This window comes from Burkholderia sp. 9120 (assembly GCF_000745015.1).
In the GTDB taxonomy this organism is placed as follows: domain Bacteria; phylum Pseudomonadota; class Gammaproteobacteria; order Burkholderiales; family Burkholderiaceae; genus Paraburkholderia.
In genome coordinates, this window is the sequence record NZ_JQNA01000002.1 from 478,279 (window position 1) to 495,967 (window position 17,689).

A 17,689-nucleotide genomic window follows, 5' to 3' on the forward strand; every position below is an offset into this window, starting at 1 on the left:
TTCAGACGCTCATGCCGCGCTTTCTTACCCCGGCGCGATACCGGCACAGTCGCGTCTAAACGGCCGTCAGTTGCTGCTGATAGCCCTTCAGCACCTCATCGCGCAGCACGCTCCAGATCTGCGCGTGCAATTCGACGAAACGCGGATGCGCACGGATTTCGGCGACGTCGCGCGGACGCGGCAGATCGATCGTGAATTCGCCGATCGGATGCGTGCCCGGTCCCGCCGACAGCACCACCACGCGATCTGACATCGCGATGGCTTCGTCGAGATCGTGCGTGATGAACAGCACCGCTTTGCGTTTTGCCGCCCACAGGTCGAGCAACTCGTTTTCCATCAACTGACGCGTCTGGATATCGAGCGCGGAAAACGGCTCGTCCATCAGGATGATGTCGGGATCGAGAATCAGCGTCTGCGCCATCGCGACGCGCTTGCGCATGCCGCCCGACAACTGATGCGGATAGCGGTCGCCGAAACCGCCGAGGCCGACGCGCTTCAGCCATTCGTCGGCTTTGGCACGGGCTTCGACCGGCGGCACGCCGTGAAACGCGAGGCCGGCCATCACGTTATCGATAGCCGGGCGCCATGGCATGAGCGCGTCCGCCTGGAACATGTAGCCGGCACGGCGGTTGATGCCCTTGAGCGGCTCGCCGAATACGCTGACCGTGCCCGACGACGGCTCAAGCAGACCGGCGCCGACATTCAGCAAGGTGGACTTGCCGCAACCGGTCGGCCCGACCACCGAGACGAACTCGCCCGGCGCGATGCGTAACGTGGTGTCCTTCACGGCCGTGTAGCGCTGCGCGCGGTTGTCGCGCGCAGCGAACGTGCAGGTGATGTTGTCGAGCGCCAGGGCGGCAACGGTCATCGTTCAGCTCGCTTGTTCGGAGGTCGGTTGAGGCTTTAGAAGTCGTCGTGGCACGTGGCGTCGTAATGGCATGACGGCGCGACATCGCGACGGCGCGGCCGCTTGCGAAACGCGCAACAGCGGCGCACGTCGTCGCCGTCGACCTTGTACGCGTCGCGGCGCTTACGCCTTGACGGTCGCCAGCGCTTTTTTCACGAAGTCGTTGGTCCACGTCTTCGACAGATCGATCGGCTTGCCCTGCACCGCCGGGTCGAACGCCTGCAAGGTCTTCAACGAGGTCGCGGGACCGTCGACGGGCATCAGGCCGTCGGGCGACATGGCTTCCTTCACGTGCTGCCAGGCGTCCAGATAGACCGCGCGGTCGCCGAGCAGATAGCCTTCCGGCACGGTATTGATCAGCTCGCTGCCGGTCGCCGTTTGCAGCCACTTGAGCGCGCGCACCATGGCATTGGTCAGCGCCTGCGTGGTGTTCGGATTCTTCGCGATGAAACTCTGCGACGCGTACAGGCAGCCTGCCGGCATGTCGCCGCCGAACACGCTGCGCGTATCGGCCAGCGTGCGCGTGTCCGACACGACGCGAATCTCGCCGGTGCGTTCGAGCTTGGTCATCACCGGATCGAGATTGGCGATCGCGTCGATCTGCCCCGACTGCAACGCGGCGATCGCGCCGGCGCCCGCGCCCACGCCGATAAACGCGACGTCTTTCGCGCTCAATCCGGCCTTCGCCAACACGAAGCTCGCCATGATCGAGGTCGACGAACCCGGCGCGGTCACGCCGATTTTCTTGCCCTTCAGATCGGCGATGGATTTGTAATTCGGCAGTGTTTTCTTCGACACCGCGAGCACGATTTGCGGCGCACGGCCCTGCAGCACGAACTCGCGGAACATCTGCTTCTGCGCCTGCAACAGCAAGGTGTGTTCGAACGCGCCGGACACCACGTCCGCACTGCCGCCCACGGCCGCCTTCAAGGCTTGCGAACCACCCGCGAAATCGGAGATTTCGACGTCGAGCCCTTCGTCCTTGAAATAATTGCGACGCTCCGCAATGGTGAGCGGCAGGTAATAGAACAGATTCTTGCCGCCGACCGCGATCGCGACTTTGGACGTTTCAGGTTTGCCCTGCGCGAAAGCGAGCGGCGAGACGCCGAGCGAGGCGCCCGCAAGCGCGGCCGTGCCGGCGAGGAAAGATCTGCGTTGCATGGTCTGATGTCTCCAAACTTTTTGTTGTCCGGTTTTTTCTTTTTACCGCGACGCTCGTGGGCGCCGCGTTTGAAGCGGTGTTCGTTTCACTGCTCGCGCACCCTTCGCAAAAGCGCGCGCGCAACTCAATCGCATTCAGACGATCTGTTGCGCGTGCAACCTTGCAATGTCGTCAGCATCATAACCTAGCGATTGCAGGACTTCATCGGTATGTTCACCCAGTTCGGGACCCAGCCAGCGCGTTTGGCCGGGGGTGGCCGAGAGCTTCGGCGTGACCGCCGGCAGCGTGATTTCCTTGCCGTCCTGCCACTTGAAGCGCTGGATCATCTGACGCGCCATGAACTGCGGATCAGTGAACATATCCGCGACGCTATAAATGCGCCCGACCGGCACGTCGGCGGCATTCAGTACCGCAAGCGCTTCGTCGATGGTGCGCGTGGCGAGCCAGGTGGCGATCGCGGCGTCGATTTCCAACGTACGCGGCACGCGCCCGTCGTTATGCGCGAGGCCGGGATCGTTCGCGAGATCGTCGCGTTCGATCGCCACCATCAGGCGCTTGAAGATCGGATCGCTATTGCCGCCAATCACGATGCTGCCGTCGCGGCACGGATACGTATTCGAAGGCACGATACCCGGCAGCGATGCGCCGGTGCGCTCGCGCACCATGCCGTACACGCCGTATTCGGGCACCACGCTTTCCATCATGTTGAAGACGGCCTCGTACAGCGCGACGTCGACCACCTGCCCTTTGCCGCCGTTCACCTGCTTGTGATGCAGCGCCATTAGCGCGCCGATCACGCCGTGCAGCGCGGCGATCGAATCGCCGATCGAAATGCCGATGCGCGGCGGCGGCAAATCCGGATAGCCGGTGATATGGCGCAGGCCGCCCATCGACTCGGCGATCGCGCCGAAACCGGGCCGGTCGCGATACGGTCCGGTCTGGCCGTAGCCGGACAGACGCACCATCACGAGGCCGGGGTTTTCCGCGGACAGCACGTCATAGCCAAGCCCGAGTTTCTCGAGCAAACCCGGCCGGAAATTTTCGACGACGATGTCCGCTTCTTTCGCGAGACGTCGCACGATTTCCTTGCCCTCTTCGGCCTTCAGATTGATGGTGATGGATTTCTTGTTGCGCGCCTGCACGGCCCACCACAGGGACGTACCGCCGACTTCCGGATAAAGCTTGCGCCATTTGCGCAGCGGGTCGCCGCCCTTGGGATCTTCGATCTTGATGACCTCGGCGCCGAACTCGCCGAGAAAACGCGCGGCGAACGGGCCGGCGATCAGCGTGCCAAGTTCCAGCACCTTGACGCCCGCGAGCGGGCCGGCGGGGGGTTGGGTTTGGGTGGCCTGCGCGCCGGGGATGTCTTCAGGCGCGGCGTTCACGTGGGATTCGGGAGTGGCGCTCATGGGTCTCCTTGGTTCTAGGCTGGGCTACGCGGCGTGCACCGCGACGACCGGACGCGCTGGCGGCGCACGCGTTCGCGACGAAAGCTTTTGCGACGCCGCCGCGCGCGATGCAGCGATGCAGCGGAGACGAGCGTTACATCGAGCGACGGTCGAGCATCGCGCGGGCAATCGTGCCGGCGTCGACGTATTCCAGCTCGCCGCCCACCGGCACGCCACGCGCCAGACGCGTGACCGCGAGACCGCGCGCCTTGAACGTTTGCCCGAGGTAGTGCGCGGTGGCTTCGCCTTCGTTAGTGAAATTGGTGGCCAGCACGACTTCCTTCACGACGCCGTCCGACGCGCGCCTGACCAGCCGGTCGAAATGAATTTCCTTGGGGCCGACACCGTCGAGCGGACTGAGCCGTCCCATCAACACGAAATAGAGGCCGCGATAGGTCATGGTCTGCTCGAGCATGATCTGGTCGGCTGGCGTTTCGACGACACACAGCAGCGAAGGATCGCGCTCCTCGTCGAGACAGGTCTCGCAGATCTGTGCCTCGGTGAAGGTGTTGCACTTCTCGCAGTGCTGCAGATGCTCGGTCGCGAACAGCAGCGAGCGGCCGAGTTTTTCAGCGCCGTCGCGGTCGTGCTGCATCAGGTGATAGGCCATGCGTTGCGCCGACTTCGGCCCGACACCGGGCAGCGCGCGCAGCGCTTCGACGAGCGCCGACAAGGCGGAAGGTTGTTTCATGCGGATCGGCGTCGAAGTGGAATGGCCCGGGTGGGCGGATCACGATGCGGTTGAGGCAATCGGTTTCTACCATCGCGGCCTGGGTTCGCATGCGAGGCACGCACGATGCGAACCTCCAGCGAACCGCAGCCGGTTTGTGTCCTACCGGAACAGGCGCGCCGCGGATGCTGCACTGCCAGCATGCGCGGTTCGCGCGTTCCGTTCGCACCGTGGCTCCGACAGCCGCGGCGCCGACTCCGCCTTGCGGCGGTGTCGTTCAGAACGGCAATTTGAAGCCCGGCGGCAGCGGCAGGCCCGAGGTCATGCCGCCCATTTTTTCCTGGGCGGTGGCTTCGGCCTTGCGCACGGCGTCGTTGAACGCAGCGGCGACGAGGTCTTCCAGCATGTCCTTGTCGTCGGCGAGCAGGCTCGGGTCGATCGAGACGCGGCGCACGTCGTTCTTGCAGGTCATCGTCACCTTCACGAGACCGGCGCCCGACTGCCCTTCGACTTCGATCAGAGCGAGTTGCTCCTGCATCTTCTTCATGTTTTCCTGCATCTGCTGGGCTTGCTTCATCAGCCCGGCGAGTTGACCTTTCATCATGGACATGCTCCTTCTAGATAGCGTGAAATTCGGAAATCGGGCGCGTTCCGCACGTTAGGGCCTGTCGGCCTACCGGCTTACCGCGCGGCGAATCAGTGGACCGACGGCGCGCCGGCTGAGCCGGCGTCCGGTGAAATCGGGCGGATCGAGCCGGGCACGATGCTCGCGCCGAACTCGCGGATCAACGACTGCACGAACGGATCGGCGCCGATCTCGCGCTCCGCTTCCTGCTGGCGCTGCGCGCGCGTCGCGGCGTCGTGCGCGGCGGCGGTGCGGCGGGCCGCGCCGACTTCGACCAGCACTTCGACGTTGCGGCCGAGCTTGTCGGCGAGCGCGCTTTTCAGTTTGGCGACCTGCGACGCTTCCGCGTACTGCGGCACCGGCACGTTCAGTTTGAGCGTGTTGCCTTCGAGCACCATCAGTTCGCTGTTGAACGCGAGTTGATAGGAAATGCCCTTGAGCGGGAGGTCGACGGCAAGCGCCGGCCAGTCGCCATTGAAACCCAACGGGTCGAGCGGCACGGCGGCCGGCAGCGGGCGTTTGTCGATCGCCGGCGCGGGCGACGGCGCGGGCGCGGCGTTCATGCGCACGTCGTCCGGACCGCTGTCGAAGACCGGCATGTAGCTGTCGTCGGGCGGGCCGTAGTAGCCGTCGTCCGAGGCCGACAACGGCATATAGTCGTCGGGCGGCATGTCGTCCCACGGAGCCACCGGCGAACCGCTCTGCTCGGCGCCGTTGCTTTGGGCGCCATCGCGTTGGGCGGGCGACGCTGCGCGCGGAGCGGGAGCGGCCGGCGCCGCGTCTTGCTGCGGCGCGCGGCGTGGCGCGCCTGGCGTCGGCACCGGGACGACGACGCGCGGTGCGGCGGGTTTCGGCGTGGGCGCGGCGGCCGCTGCTGGGGCGCGGCCACGATCCGACGAGACTTTCAAACCGGCACTGCGCAGGACGTCGAGCGCGGCGCTTGCTCCGCCGGCACGACGCGGCGGGACGTCGGCGACAGGCGACGGTTCCTGCGATGCGACGGCGGACGCGGCCTCTTCCGCGCGAGCGAACGCGGCGGTTGCAGGTGCGGTGGGTGCCGACGCGGGTTGCTGATGTTCGAGGCTGCTGGATGCGGAGGAAGCTTGTGCTGCGATGGAGGCGCTGAGGTTGTCCGATGCCGCGGGGACTTCCATCGCAGCCGGGGCATGAAGGCCGGGCGCGGCAGCTTCGGATGCAATCGGGGCGTTCAGGTCAGACGCTGCGGCGGCTTCTGAAGTAGCCGGAACGTCGACGTCAGGCGTTGCAGAGATATCTGAAGCAGCCGTGCCGTCGATGTCATTGACTGCCGAGACTTCAGATTTGGCCTTGGCGCTCACGTCAGATGCTGCTGAGCCATCAACTGCGGTCGCGGCGTTCACACCCGACGCCGCAGGCGTTTCGTTCGCCGTGGATTCAACGGGTGCATCGTCCCACGGCGCCAGCGGAGTTGCCTCGGCAGCATTAGTGGCAGTGGCAGACACCACCTCAGTTGTCGCGGTCGCCGATGCGGCCGCCGTTCCGGGCGCGACACGCGGTGTCTCCATCGCACGACGAGTCTGCGACTCGCTGTTCGACACCGGTGCGACCATCGTTTCGCGCGAACTCGCCGCCGACGGCGACGCTACGGCCGCAGCCAATACAGCCGCAGCTCCGGCCGAGGAACCCATTGCGCCCTGCTGCGCGGCCACCGCCGGCGCACCGGCGCGCCTTGCACCACCGGCACCCGCCGCCCCCGGCGCACGGCTCGCGCCCACCGCGCCGCCACCGCCGCCCGTAGGCGCCGGTTCGAACGCCAGCATGCGCAGCAACGTCATCGTGAAACCGGCGTATTCATCGGGCGCGAGGCCCAACTCACTGCGGCCGATCGTTGCGATCTGATAGAACAACTGCACGTGCTCGGCGCTGAGCGCGTCCGCGAAACGACGCAGATCGGCCGCCTCCGGCCACTCGTCCAGCACCGACGACGGCGCGAACTGCGCCCAAGCGATTCGATGCAGCAAGCTCGCCAGATCCTGCAACGCGGTCGAAAACGACAGACTGCGCAGCGCCATCTCGTCGGCAACCGCGAGCACCGCCGCGCCGTCGCCGTCGGCGAGCGCGTCGAGCAGGCGGATCAGGTAACTCTGATCGAGCGCGCCGAGCATGCCGCGCACCGCTTCTTCATTGACCTGATTGGCCGAGTACGCGATCGCCTGATCGGTCAGCGACAGCGCGTCGCGCATCGAGCCGTCGGCAGCGCGCGCGAGCAGGCGCAGCGCCTGCGCGTCGAACGGCACCTTCTCTTCGCCGAGAATGTGCTCGAGATGCGACACGATATGGCCCGCCGGCATCTGCTTCAGATTGAACTGCAGACAGCGCGACAACACCGTGACCGGAATCTTTTGCGGGTCGGTGGTGGCGAGAATGAACTTGACGTGCGCGGGCGGTTCTTCCAGCGTCTTCAACATCGCGTTGAAGGCGTGGTTGGTGAGCATGTGCACTTCGTCGATCATGTAGACCTTGAAGCGCGCGTCGACCGGCGCATAAACCGCGCGCTCCAGCAGCGCCGCCATTTCGTCGACACCGCGATTACTCGCCGCGTCCATCTCCACATAATCGACGAAACGCCCTTCGTCGATCTCGCGGCACGCGCGGCACACGCCGCACGGCGTGGACGTCACGCCGGTTTCGCAATTCAGCGCCTTGGCGAAGATGCGCGACAGCGTGGTTTTGCCGACGCCGCGCGTACCGGTAAACAGATAGGCATGGTGCAGACGGCCGCCGTCGAGCGCGTGCGTGAGCGCGCGCACCACGTGCTCCTGTCCGACGAGCGAAGCGAAATCCTTCGGCCGCCATTTGCGTGCGAGAACTTGATAGGTCATCCGGAAATTGTATCAGTAACGATGCCGCGCAAAACCGATTCGAGACGGCGCGCGAACGCGTGTGACCGCTTCATTGAAACGGGCTAACGGACCGATAGAAAAAAATGGCGGGGACGAGCGGAAAACGCGATTGCGATCTCACGGCATGCATGAGAATTGCGGCATTGCGCATAGCTCAGGGTAAAACAGGAGATGGGAGGTGACGCGGAGAAAAACGACGACAAAACAGAAAAAATGAAGGTGACGAGCCTAACCCTCGGCACTGGTGGAAAACGGCTGTGGCTGCTTCGTTCCCGACCTGACCAGATTGACCATCCCTCCATGCGAGGAGGCCCGTCACGAAACATTCTATCACCGCTTGGGCCGTCGCGCGACTGTTAATACGATCAAAGTGACATCGACGCGCCGAATCGCAACCTTCGCACGTTCTAGACAACGCAAAGGCAACGCAACGCGCTGCGCGCAACCGGCGCGTGCCGCGCACTTGTGTTTGCCGCGCCCGCCACCAGATAGGCTGCGTGGCGGTCAGTAAAACGTCGCGGCGATTCATCGGCAGGTGTCGGCCCCCACTGCTCCTGATGAGTACTATCGCCCCCGGCAACGCATAGCGAATTAAGCTAAACTGCCGTACGGATGACCCGCAAGCGCGTGCCTTCCGCGCATGTCAGCATAAGTCGACGACTTGTCAGGCGTGTGTCGGTGGGGCTCCGATTGCGGCAAAGCGAACGGAAGTTTCCCTAGATTTTGACGTATCGTGGCGAGCAATTCAGGCGGGCCTCGAACCGATAGAGGTATTCATACAATGAGCGAAAACATCAAGCATATTAGCGACGCATCGTTCGAACAGGACGTCGTGAAATCCGATAAACCCGTGCTGCTCGATTTCTGGGCTGAATGGTGCGGTCCGTGCAAGATGATCGCGCCGATCCTCGACGAAGTCGCGAAGGATTATGCCGATCGCCTGCAAATCGCCAAGATCAACGTCGACGAACATCAATCGACGCCGGTCAAGTTCGGGGTGCGCGGTATCCCCACGCTGATCCTCTTCAAGAACGGCGCAGTCGCCGCGCAGAAAGTCGGCGCACTGTCGAAGTCGCAACTCACCGCGTTCCTCGACGGCAACCTGTAAAGCAATGCGCATCGGCGTGCAGCGGACCCCTCGCGGTCCGCATGTGCGCTGAGTTGAGCATGTTGTCAGTCGGCAACACGCTCAACAAGAAAGATGCCATGCCGTCGCACTGACGGAAATTGGCGTGTGCTATGCTAGAATCCGCAAAACGTCGAAAAGACGTGTAAGTCCTTGAGCGGTTCCGCTCACTCTCCTCCCAGATTTCATTTCGTCGCACCTTCTCCTGCGGGTTCTCCGTATGCATTTATCCGAGCTTAAGACTCTGCACGTGTCCGAATTGATCGAGATGGCCAATGGCCTCGAGATCGAAAGTGCAAACCGCCTGCGCAAGCAGGAACTGATGTTTGCCATTCTAAAAAAACGCGCCAAAACAGGCGACACGATCTTCGGCGACGGCACGCTCGAAGTGCTGCCGGACGGCTTCGGCTTCCTGCGTTCGCCGGAAACCTCGTACCTCGCCAGCACGGACGACATTTACATCAGCCCGTCGCAAATCCGCCGCTTCAACCTGCATACGGGTGACACGATCGAAGGTGAAGTGCGCACGCCGAAAGACGGCGAACGCTATTTCGCGCTGGTGAAAGTGGACAAGGTCAACGGCCAGCCGCCGGAAGCCTCGAAGCACAAGATCATGTTCGAAAATCTGACGCCGCTGCACCCGAACAAGGTGCTGCTGCTCGAACGTGAAATGCGTGGCGAAGAAAACGTCACGGGCCGCATCATCGACATGATCGCGCCGATCGGCAAGGGCCAGCGCGGCCTGCTGGTGGCCTCGCCGAAGTCCGGCAAGACCGTGATGCTTCAGCACATCGCGCATGCGATCAAGCAGAACCATCCCGACGTTGTGCTGTTCGTGCTGCTGATCGACGAACGCCCTGAAGAAGTGACCGAAATGCAGCGTTCGGTGGCCGGCGAAGTGATCGCCTCCACGTTCGACGAACCCGCCGCGCGTCACGTGCAAGTCGCCGAAATGGTGATCGAAAAAGCCAAGCGCCTCGTCGAAATGAAGAACGACGTGGTGATTCTGCTCGACTCGATTACACGTCTCGCGCGCGCCTACAACACGGTCGTGCCGGCTTCCGGCAAGGTGCTGACCGGTGGTGTCGACGCCAACGCGCTGCAACGTCCGAAGCGCTTCTTCGGCGCCGCGCGCAATATCGAGGAAGGCGGTTCGCTGACCATCATCGGTACGGCACTGATCGAAACCGGCAGCCGCATGGACGACGTGATCTACGAAGAGTTCAAGGGCACCGGCAACATGGAAGTGCACCTGGAACGCCGTCTCGCTGAAAAGCGCGTCTACCCGTCGATCAACCTGAACAAGTCCGGCACGCGCCGCGAAGAACTGCTGATCAAGCCCGAAGTGCTGCAAAAGATCTGGGTGCTGCGCAAATTCATTCACGACATGGACGAAGTCGAGTCGATGGAATTCCTGCTCGACAAGATTCGCCAGACGAAGAGCAACTCCGAATTCTTCGACATGATGCGTCGCGGCGGCGGCAGCTAAGTAAGGCTTCACGCCGACCTGACTGCACCGGCTTCGCAAGCCCGTCACACGTAAAAGAAAGCCGCTCGCCGCAAACGAGCGGCTTTTTTTCGTCCGTGCGGCGGGATGGCGGGATTTTCGACTCAGAGATTCTGTTCGCCGAATGCGGGTCGACAACCCAACATGTACGTGAACGTACACGTTGAAGTACAATGCGATGGTTTCCTGCGATAGCGGCACCACCACTTATGCCAACGGATTCCCCCACTCTCACGGTGCGCGACGCCGCCGAACGGCTCGGCGTCACACCGCGCACCCTGAAGTACTACGAGGAACGCGGCCTCGTTTCGCCCACGCGCAGCGAGGGTCGCTACCGGCTTTACGACGAGGAAGATCTGAAACGTTTCGGGCGCATTCTGCGGTTGCGCTCGCTGGGTTTTTCGCTGCATAGCGTGACCGAAATGCTCAAGCGGCCGCTGGAACCCGTCGACGGCGGCCTGCGCTATTCGACCGAATCGCTGCAGCAGATTCACGACGCCATCGCGCAACAGGTCGAAGCGCTCGACGCCCGTATCGAATCGATGCGCCGGGAACTCAAGGAAGCGCAAAAGCTGCGCGCCGAACTGAGCCCCGACGTCGATTATCTGAAGCGGCGCCTCGCGGGTGAAAACGCGGAGGCGTTGCTGGCGCAACGGCGCACCGCGCGCGCCAAATCGAAATGACCGCGGCCTCCCCCCGCGCGCCGCTATTCAGCGTCGACAAACTGCGCGGCGATTTTTTCCCCTGGGTGCTGGCCGTCGTCACCGGCCTCGACTACTTCGACAACTCGATCTTTTCGTTTTTCACGAGCTATATCGCCGGCGGCATCAACGCCTCGCCCGACGAACTCGTGTGGGCCTCGAGCGCCTATGCGGTCGCCGCCGTGCTCGGCATCCTGCAGCAGCAATGGTGGGTCGAGCGCGTCGGCTACCGGCGTTATGTCGCCGGCTGCATGCTGCTCTATGCGGGCGGCGCGGTGGCCGCGGCGCTGTGCGAATCGTCGATCGAACTCGCGTTCGCGCGCGGCGTTCAAGGCTACTTTATCGGCCCGATGATGGGCACCTGCCGCATTCTGATCCAGATGAGCTTCACGCCGCAGCAGCGGCCCGCCGCCACCCGCGCGTTTCTCGTGCTGATCGTGTTGAGCAGCGCCCTCGCGCCGCTGATCGGCGGTCAACTGGTTGCGCATTTCGACTGGCGAGCGCTCTTTCTATGTACGGCGCCGGTCGGCATTCTGTTCGCCATACTCGCGTTGCTTGCGCTGCCCAACGCCGGCAACCGCCTGCCTGAAGAGCGCGGCTCGGCGCATTTCTGGCCATACCTGATCTTCGCGTTCGCCCAGGGCGCGCTGCAAATCGTCATGCAGCAGGTGCGCTTCCAGTTGTTCAGCGCGTCGCCCGGCCTGATTCTGCTGACGGTCGCCGGCATTACCGCGCTCGGCTGGTTCGCCTATCAGCAATGGCATCATCCGTCGCCGCTCATGCGTCTGCATGCGTTGCGCGAGAAGGTCTTTCAGGTCGGACTCGTGCTGTACATGTTCTATTACTACATCTCGACCGTGTTCAGCTATCTGATCTCGCGCTTTCTCGAGAGCGGCCTCGGTTATCCCGTCGAAAACACCGGACGACTGGTTGGCGTCACATCGCTGATATCGGCCAGCGCGCTGTTCGTTTATCTGCGCTATGCAAAGCTGCTGCCGCGCAAGAAGTGGGTCATCGTGCCGGGCTTCGTGGTGGCCGCATTCGCGGCGGCATGGATGACCCGTATGTCGCCCGGCGTCGGCGAGGCGGCGCTAATCGTGCCATTGCTGTTGCGCGGCCTGCTGTTGCTGTTCATCGTGCTGCCGGTCGCCAATCTGACCTTCAGAATCTTCGCGATCGAAGAATTCACGCACGGCTACCGGTTGAAAAATATCGTGCGGCAACTGACTATCTCGTTCGCGACGGCGTCGGTCATCATCGTCGAACAGCATCGCCAGGCGCTGCATCAAACTCGCCTCGCGGAGTTCGTGAATCCGTACAATCCGTTATTCCAGAACTCGCTTGCCGCCTTGACTCAAGGGTTCACCGCCGGCGGCCGCTCGCCTTCCGAGGCGCATTCGCTGGCAATCGTGGAAATCAGCCGGACAGTCGCGACCCAGGCCAGCTTTCTGGCCTCGCTGGACGGCTTCACCTTCCTCGTCGGCATTGCGATATGCGGCGGCATCTTTGCCGCGTGGCAAAAACAGATCGACTAAAGGTTGCATCAGGTCATGCTCACGAAATTCACCCAATGGCTGGGCACGCGCCGCCGCGACCGCGCGCTGCGCGACTACGCGATCGACGACGCGTTGTGGCAAGCCACGCTCGACGGCCTGCCGTTCTTCGCGCATCTCGAAGCGCCGGACCTGGCGCGGCTGCGCGAACTGACCAGCCTGTTCATCGCGCAAAAGGAATTCTCGACCGCGCACGAGCTCGAACTCACTGACTCGATGACCGTGGCGATTGCCGCCCAGGCTTGCCTGCCGGTGCTGAATCTGAGCCTCGACCTGTATCGCGGCTGGGTCGGCGTGATCGTCTATCCGGGCGAGTTCGTGATCCGCAAGACGGTCGAGGACGAAGACGGCGTGGTCCACGAAGTCGAGCAGGACGCGAGCGGCGAGGCGTGGGAAGGCGGCCCCGTGGTGTTGTCGTGGGAAGACGCGCAGATGACGGACGGCACGGACGCCTACAACGTGGTGATTCACGAATTCGCCCACAAGATCGACATGCTGAACGGCGAGGCGGACGGCCATCCGCCGCTGATGCGCCGCTGGCACGCGCCGCTCGACGCGCAGGCGTGGGCGGACGTGTTCGATCACGCGTACGACCAGTTCTGCGCGAAAGTCGATGCTGTGCCGGAGCGGCGCTGGGCGCGCTTCGAGCGCGAGTCGCTGATCGATCCTTATGCGGCGGACCATCCGTCGGAATTTTTTGCCGTTTGCAGCGAGGCGCTATTCGCGCAGCCGCAGGCGTTCGAGGCGGCCTACCCGGAGTTGTACCGGTTGCTGGCGCGCTTTTACCGGCAGGATCCGGCGCGAGTCGGACTGACGTTTACCGCGGATTGACCGGCGTAACGTTGCAATCCGGTCCACGGCGCGCAATTCAAAACAAGTCCGCAGCGCCCGCCAGGCAAGCGTTTCAGCCGCTCAGGCGTGTTCAGCGCGCAGATCTCCCGGATAACGGCCGGAACCACGCCAGGTGCTCGCAAAAAGCTGGCACAAAAGTCGTCAAGCGACTGATTTTCTGGCATAATCGCCGTTTTTCGACCATAGGCAAGTGGCTCGCGCCTAGATGCGGTTCGCATTTAACAGCGGTCGCACGCGGGTTGGCTACCGCCAGATTAAAGGAAAGACCATGAAAGAAGGCATTCACCCGAATTACCGCGAAGTTCTGTTCATCGACATGTCGATCGACTTCAAGTTCGTGACGCGCTCCACCATCATCACGCGTGAGACCGGCGAATTCGAGGGCAAGACCTACCCGCTGGCCAAGATCGAAGTGTCGTCGGAATCGCATCCGTTCTACACCGGTCAACAAAAGATCATGGACACGGCAGGCCGCGTCGAGAAGTTCAACAAGAAGTTCGGCACGCGCGCTACCGGCAAGGCAGCAGCAAAGTAATACCCGCCTCGTCGCCGGTTTCGGCCGGCAGCGAAGCAGAAAAGAGGGCAGCGCGAGCTGCCCTTTTTTGTCGCTGAAGCTGGCGCTCGGGGTGCGCTTCGGGTGCGCTGACGTTGGCTGGAGCGCGCTTCGACGGCGAACTGATTGCATGTCGCGAGACCGGTTCCATACGGACTGCGACGCCACGCGCGCCCTACCCGCCGCGTTGCCCGCTGCCCTCGTACGTCTTTCCAGCCGGCCGCGTCAGACCGCCCGCCCCTCAGAGGCCGGCAAGACCCTGACGCAAAACCACGCTCCGACGCAGCACGCCACGCCCTGTGTTACAGCCTCCCCCAACCACGTTGCGCGCCGTTACCGGCCGTGACGCGCATCCCACGGCACGACTACAATGCCGGATGCTCCAGATTAGCCATTCCAGCCGGACCACCGGTCCGGTCCCAGGCTGCACCGCTTAAGTTAGCTCATCCAATACCTACACACCGCATGAGACCTGTCGTTCGCCTCACTGCCTCCGCGACGAGTGCCCTGCCGCGCTGGCTGCTGCTGACTATCTGTATCGTCTACGCGTCGTTCGGGCTATTCGGCCGTGATCCGTGGAAGAACGAGGACGCAGCAGGCTTCGGCGTCATGTGGACCATGGCGAACGGCGGCGCCCACGACTGGCTGCTGCCGAACCTGGTCGGCAAATACATCACCGAAGACGGCCCGCTCGGCTACTGGCTCGGCGCCAGCGCGATCCGCGCGCTTGCGCCGTGGGTCGACGCGAGCAACGCGTCGCGCGTTTTCACGGGCCTGCTGTTCTGCGCGGCCTGCGCGTTCGTCTGGTACGCCGCCTACCTGCTCGGCCGGCGCGCCGAGGTCCAACCGTTCAAATACGCATTCGGCGGCGAGCCGGAACCGCGCGACTACGGCCGCACGCTCGCCGACGGCGCGCTGCTGATCCTGCTCGCCTGCTTCGGACTGGCCGAACGCGGCCACGAGACCACGCCGCAACTGGCGCAGTTCGTCGGCATCGCGATGATGGTGTATGGACTTGTGCGCACCATCGACAAACCCATTCAAGGCTCGCTGGTGTGGGGCGTCGCGCTCGGCCTCGTCACGCTGGCGAGCAGCCCCGTGCTGGTCGGCGCGCTGCTGCTCGGCACGCTGGCCATGCCGCTGATCGTGCGCGAGGCGCGTTCGCGCTGGCTGCCGCTGGCCGGCTTGCCGGTCGCGCTCGTGCTGGCGCTCGCCTGGCCGATCGCCGCGCTCACCGCCTATCCCGACGACGCCGTCTGGTATCTGAATCAGTGGGTTCACGTCAGCTTGAGCTCGTTCGCCGGCCCGCCCGGCTCGGTCGCCGCATACGCGCTGAAAAACCTGCCGCTCTTCACGTGGCCCGCCTGGCCGCTCGCCTTGTGGGCGTGGTTCAGCTGGTCGGGGCTGCGGCGCGCGCCGCACGTGGCGATTCCGCTGTCGGTGATCGGACCGCTGCTGGTGCTGGTGGTCCTGCAAAGCCATCAGTCGAACCGGCTTTACATGCTGCTGTTGCCGCCACTTGCGGTGCTGGCCGCGTTCGCGCTGCCCACGCTCAAGCGCGGCGCGATCAACGCGATCGACTGGTTCGCGCTCCTGAGCTTCACGATACTCGGCAGTTTCGTCTGGCTGGTGTACGTGGCCGGGCTGACCGGTTTCCCGCATCCGCTCGCGCGCAACCTCGCGCGTCTCGCGCCGGGCTTCGCGCCGCAGTTCAAGATTCTGTCGTTCGTCTGTGCGGTCGCGGTGACGGTCTGCTGGTTCCTGCTGGTGCGCTGGCGCCTCGCGCGTCATCCGAAGGTGCTGTGGCGCAGCGTCGTGCTCTCGAGCGCCGGCACCACGCTGATGTGGGTTCTGCTGATGACGCTGGCGCTGCCGGTCGTCAACTACAGCCGGACCTATAAAGACGTTGCCCAACAGATCGCGAGCCATCTGCCGGAGGACTACACCTGCATTTCGCCGGTGCGTCTGGGCAATGCGCAGATCGCGACGTTCGCCTATTTCGGCGACATGCACTTCGCGTTCGACCAGGACTGCGACGTGATCCTGCGCCAGGACACTCAGGAATACGGCGACCCGAGCTCGATGCCCGACTACATCTGGAAGCTCGTGTGGGAAGGCCGCCGCGTGGCCGACCGCGACGAACGTTTCCGCCTGTACGTGCGGATCGACCGGCCCAAGCCGCCGGTCGTCAAACGCCGCAGCTGGCACAAGAAGCCCGACTGACCATGCTCGCCGACGTACGGAAAATCGCCGCGCTCGCCTGGCCCGTGCTGATCGGCCAACTGGCGATCATCGCTTTCGGCGTGATCGATACGGCGATGGTCGGCCGCTATTCGGCCGTCGATCTGGCCGCGCTGGGGCTCGGCTCGTCGATCTATATTTCCGTCTACATCGGCCTGACCGGCATTCTGACCGCGTTGCAGCCGATCACCGCGCAACTCTACGGCGCGCGCCGCTACGCCGAGATCGGCGAAGAAGTCCGTCAGGCGCTGTGGCTCGCGCTGGCGCTCACCGTGATCGGCTTCCTGATCCTGTATTTTCCGGGGCCCGTGCTGCATGTGGCGCGCGTGCCCGAGGCGCTGCACGAGCGCACGGTCGCGTATCTGCGGATTCTGGCGTTCGGCCTGCCGGCCGGCCTCACGTTTCGCGTCTATAGCTCGATCACCAATGCGGTCGGCAAGCCGCGGCTGGTGATGATCCTGCAGATCGGCGCGCTGCTGCTCAAGATTCCGCTCAACACCTGGTTCATCTTCGGCGGGTTCGGTTTGCCGGCGCTCGGCGGGCCGGGTTGCGCGCTCGCCAGCACCCTCATCAACTGGGGACTCGCGACGCTCGGCATGGTGCTGCTGACGCGCGTCGATCTGTTCAAGCCGTTCGAGATCTTCGCGCACTTCTGCTGGCCGGTCTGGCGTCGTCAGGCGGCGCAGTTGCGGCTGGGCATTCCGATGGGCCTGTCGTACCTGATCGAAGTCACGTCGTACACGTTCATGGCGCTGTTCATCGCGCGCTTCGGCACGACGACGCTCGCCGGCCATCAGATCGCCGGCAACATCGGCGCGGTGCTGTATATGACGCCGCTGTCGATCGGCATTGCATCGTCGACGCTGGTCGCGCAGGCGCTCGGCGCGCATCGCCCGGAAGCGGCGCGTACGCTGTCGCGCCACGGCATCGTGATGGCGATGGCGATCGCCTGCTGCTACGGCGCGATCATGCTGGTGCTGCGGCCGTATGTGATCGAAGGCTATACGACCAATGCGCAGGTCGCGGCGGCGGCGCTGCCGCTGGTGTTGATCGTCGTGTGCTATCACCTGTTCGACGCGTTGCAGATCACGACCGCCTTCGTGCTGCGCGCGTATAAGGTGGCGGTCGTGCCGACCGTGATCTACGCGGTTGCGTTGTGGGGCGTGGGACTGGGCGGCGGCTACATGCTCGGCTTCAATGTGACCGGCGTGACGCCGGAGTGGCTGACCGGCGCACGGGGTTTCTGGGTCGCGAATACGTTGAGCCTGGCGATCGCCGGTATCGGTTTGCTGATGTACTGGCGGACGGTAAGCAAGCGGTATTTGCGCGAGGGTGCGGGGCTGCCGGTCGATTCGGCGGTTTGATAGGAAGCGTCGAAGCTGGTCTTGGGTAGCCCGCCACCGACTCGAACTCATCCACCGACGCGCCATGTCTCAAAGTGGCCTGCTCTACCCGACAGTTA

At 63.8% G+C, this 17,689-nt stretch carries 14 protein-coding genes and 1 other RNA gene; 8 read left to right on the forward strand and 7 right to left on the reverse strand.

All coding sequences use genetic code 11. The features are described from left to right. Window positions 1–55 precede the first annotated feature (55 nt). The 7 genes from FA94_RS10360 to ffs form a co-directional block, all read right to left on the reverse strand. A complete protein-coding gene (locus tag FA94_RS10360; RefSeq protein ID WP_035550450.1) occupies window positions 56–868 on the reverse strand; it encodes an ABC transporter ATP-binding protein in 813 nt (270 codons plus the stop codon). Window positions 869–1,030: 162 nt separating this feature from the next. Next, window positions 1,031–2,068 (reverse strand): ABC transporter substrate-binding protein, encoded by a 1,038-nt coding sequence (locus tag FA94_RS10365; RefSeq protein WP_035550452.1) that lies wholly within the window; start codon window positions 2,066–2,068, stop codon window positions 1,031–1,033. Between the two features lie 135 nt (window positions 2,069–2,203). Further along, window positions 2,204–3,478, reverse strand: coding sequence for a CaiB/BaiF CoA transferase family protein (locus FA94_RS10370; RefSeq protein ID WP_035550456.1), 1,275 nt, complete (start codon window positions 3,476–3,478; stop codon window positions 2,204–2,206). Between the two features lie 133 nt (window positions 3,479–3,611). Further along, complete coding sequence (gene recR, locus FA94_RS10375) at window positions 3,612–4,208, reverse strand: recombination mediator RecR (RefSeq protein ID WP_035550459.1); 597 nt, start codon at window positions 4,206–4,208, stop codon at window positions 3,612–3,614. A gap of 256 nt (window positions 4,209–4,464) precedes the next feature. Then, window positions 4,465–4,791, reverse strand: a complete 327-nt coding sequence (locus tag FA94_RS10380) for a YbaB/EbfC family nucleoid-associated protein (RefSeq protein ID WP_007182071.1) — start codon at window positions 4,789–4,791, stop codon at window positions 4,465–4,467. A 92-nt stretch (window positions 4,792–4,883) separates the two neighbouring features. Next, window positions 4,884–7,673 carry a DNA polymerase III subunit gamma/tau gene (gene dnaX / locus FA94_RS10385; protein ID WP_035550461.1) on the reverse strand — a complete coding sequence of 930 codons (2,790 nt, stop codon included), beginning with the start codon at window positions 7,671–7,673 and terminating at the stop codon, window positions 4,884–4,886. Between the two features lie 239 nt (window positions 7,674–7,912). Then, window positions 7,913–8,011: signal recognition particle sRNA small type (gene ffs / locus FA94_RS37550), an RNA gene on the reverse strand. Window positions 8,012–8,475: 464 nt separating this feature from the next. Here ffs and trxA point away from each other — a divergent pair. From trxA to FA94_RS10425, 8 genes are all read left to right on the forward strand, one after another. Further along, the gene (trxA, locus tag FA94_RS10390) at window positions 8,476–8,802 is read left to right on the forward strand and encodes a thioredoxin TrxA (protein WP_035550463.1); all 327 of its coding nucleotides are present in this window, start codon (window positions 8,476–8,478) and stop codon (window positions 8,800–8,802) included. Between the two features lie 238 nt (window positions 8,803–9,040). After that, window positions 9,041–10,309 (forward strand): transcription termination factor Rho, encoded by a 1,269-nt coding sequence (rho, locus tag FA94_RS10395; RefSeq protein WP_006048863.1) that lies wholly within the window; start codon window positions 9,041–9,043, stop codon window positions 10,307–10,309. Between the two features lie 227 nt (window positions 10,310–10,536). After that, on the forward strand, window positions 10,537–11,010 hold the full coding sequence (locus FA94_RS10400; RefSeq protein WP_035550465.1) for a MerR family transcriptional regulator: 474 nt from the start codon (window positions 10,537–10,539) through the stop codon (window positions 11,008–11,010). Beyond that, window positions 11,007–12,563, forward strand: coding sequence for an MFS transporter (locus FA94_RS10405; protein ID WP_035550468.1), 1,557 nt, complete (start codon window positions 11,007–11,009; stop codon window positions 12,561–12,563). Before FA94_RS10400 ends, FA94_RS10405 begins: the two co-directional genes overlap by 4 nt. Before the next feature lie 15 nt (window positions 12,564–12,578). Further along, the gene (locus FA94_RS10410) at window positions 12,579–13,412 is read left to right on the forward strand and encodes a M90 family metallopeptidase (protein ID WP_035561822.1); all 834 of its coding nucleotides are present in this window, start codon (window positions 12,579–12,581) and stop codon (window positions 13,410–13,412) included. Window positions 13,413–13,701: 289 nt separating this feature from the next. Continuing rightward, window positions 13,702–13,968 (forward strand): type B 50S ribosomal protein L31, encoded by a 267-nt coding sequence (locus FA94_RS10415; protein WP_035550471.1) that lies wholly within the window; start codon window positions 13,702–13,704, stop codon window positions 13,966–13,968. Window positions 13,969–14,451: 483 nt separating this feature from the next. Beyond that, window positions 14,452–16,209: an ArnT family glycosyltransferase gene (locus FA94_RS10420; protein ID WP_035550474.1), complete on the forward strand. Its 1,758-nt coding sequence runs from the start codon at window positions 14,452–14,454 to the stop codon at window positions 16,207–16,209. Window positions 16,210–16,211: 2 nt separating this feature from the next. Beyond that, window positions 16,212–17,591 (forward strand): MATE family efflux transporter, encoded by a 1,380-nt coding sequence (locus FA94_RS10425; protein ID WP_035550476.1) that lies wholly within the window; start codon window positions 16,212–16,214, stop codon window positions 17,589–17,591. Window positions 17,592–17,689 lie beyond the last annotated feature (98 nt).

Bases quoted from the DNA above. Each gene is read 5' to 3' on its own strand.
- FA94_RS10410 (WP_035561822.1), top strand. From the start codon at position 12,579: ATGCTCACGAAATTCACCCAATGGCTGGGCACGCGCCGCCGCGACCGC.
- rho (WP_006048863.1), top strand. From the start codon at position 9,041: ATGCATTTATCCGAGCTTAAGACTCTGCACGTGTCCGAATTGATCGAG.
- trxA (WP_035550463.1), top strand. From the start codon at position 8,476: ATGAGCGAAAACATCAAGCATATTAGCGACGCATCGTTCGAACAGGAC.
- recR (WP_035550459.1), bottom strand. From the start codon at position 4,208: ATGAAACAACCTTCCGCCTTGTCGGCGCTCGTCGAAGCGCTGCGCGCG.
- FA94_RS10380 (WP_007182071.1), bottom strand. From the start codon at position 4,791: ATGATGAAAGGTCAACTCGCCGGGCTGATGAAGCAAGCCCAGCAGATG.
- FA94_RS10360 (WP_035550450.1), bottom strand. From the start codon at position 868: ATGACCGTTGCCGCCCTGGCGCTCGACAACATCACCTGCACGTTCGCT.
- FA94_RS10415 (WP_035550471.1), top strand. From the start codon at position 13,702: ATGAAAGAAGGCATTCACCCGAATTACCGCGAAGTTCTGTTCATCGAC.
- FA94_RS10425 (WP_035550476.1), top strand. From the start codon at position 16,212: ATGCTCGCCGACGTACGGAAAATCGCCGCGCTCGCCTGGCCCGTGCTG.
- FA94_RS10370 (WP_035550456.1), bottom strand. From the start codon at position 3,478: ATGAGCGCCACTCCCGAATCCCACGTGAACGCCGCGCCTGAAGACATC.
- FA94_RS10400 (WP_035550465.1), top strand. From the start codon at position 10,537: ATGCCAACGGATTCCCCCACTCTCACGGTGCGCGACGCCGCCGAACGG.
- FA94_RS10365 (WP_035550452.1), bottom strand. From the start codon at position 2,068: ATGCAACGCAGATCTTTCCTCGCCGGCACGGCCGCGCTTGCGGGCGCC.
- FA94_RS10420 (WP_035550474.1), top strand. From the start codon at position 14,452: ATGAGACCTGTCGTTCGCCTCACTGCCTCCGCGACGAGTGCCCTGCCG.
- FA94_RS10405 (WP_035550468.1), top strand. From the start codon at position 11,007: ATGACCGCGGCCTCCCCCCGCGCGCCGCTATTCAGCGTCGACAAACTG.
- dnaX (WP_035550461.1), bottom strand. From the start codon at position 7,673: ATGACCTATCAAGTTCTCGCACGCAAATGGCGGCCGAAGGATTTCGCT.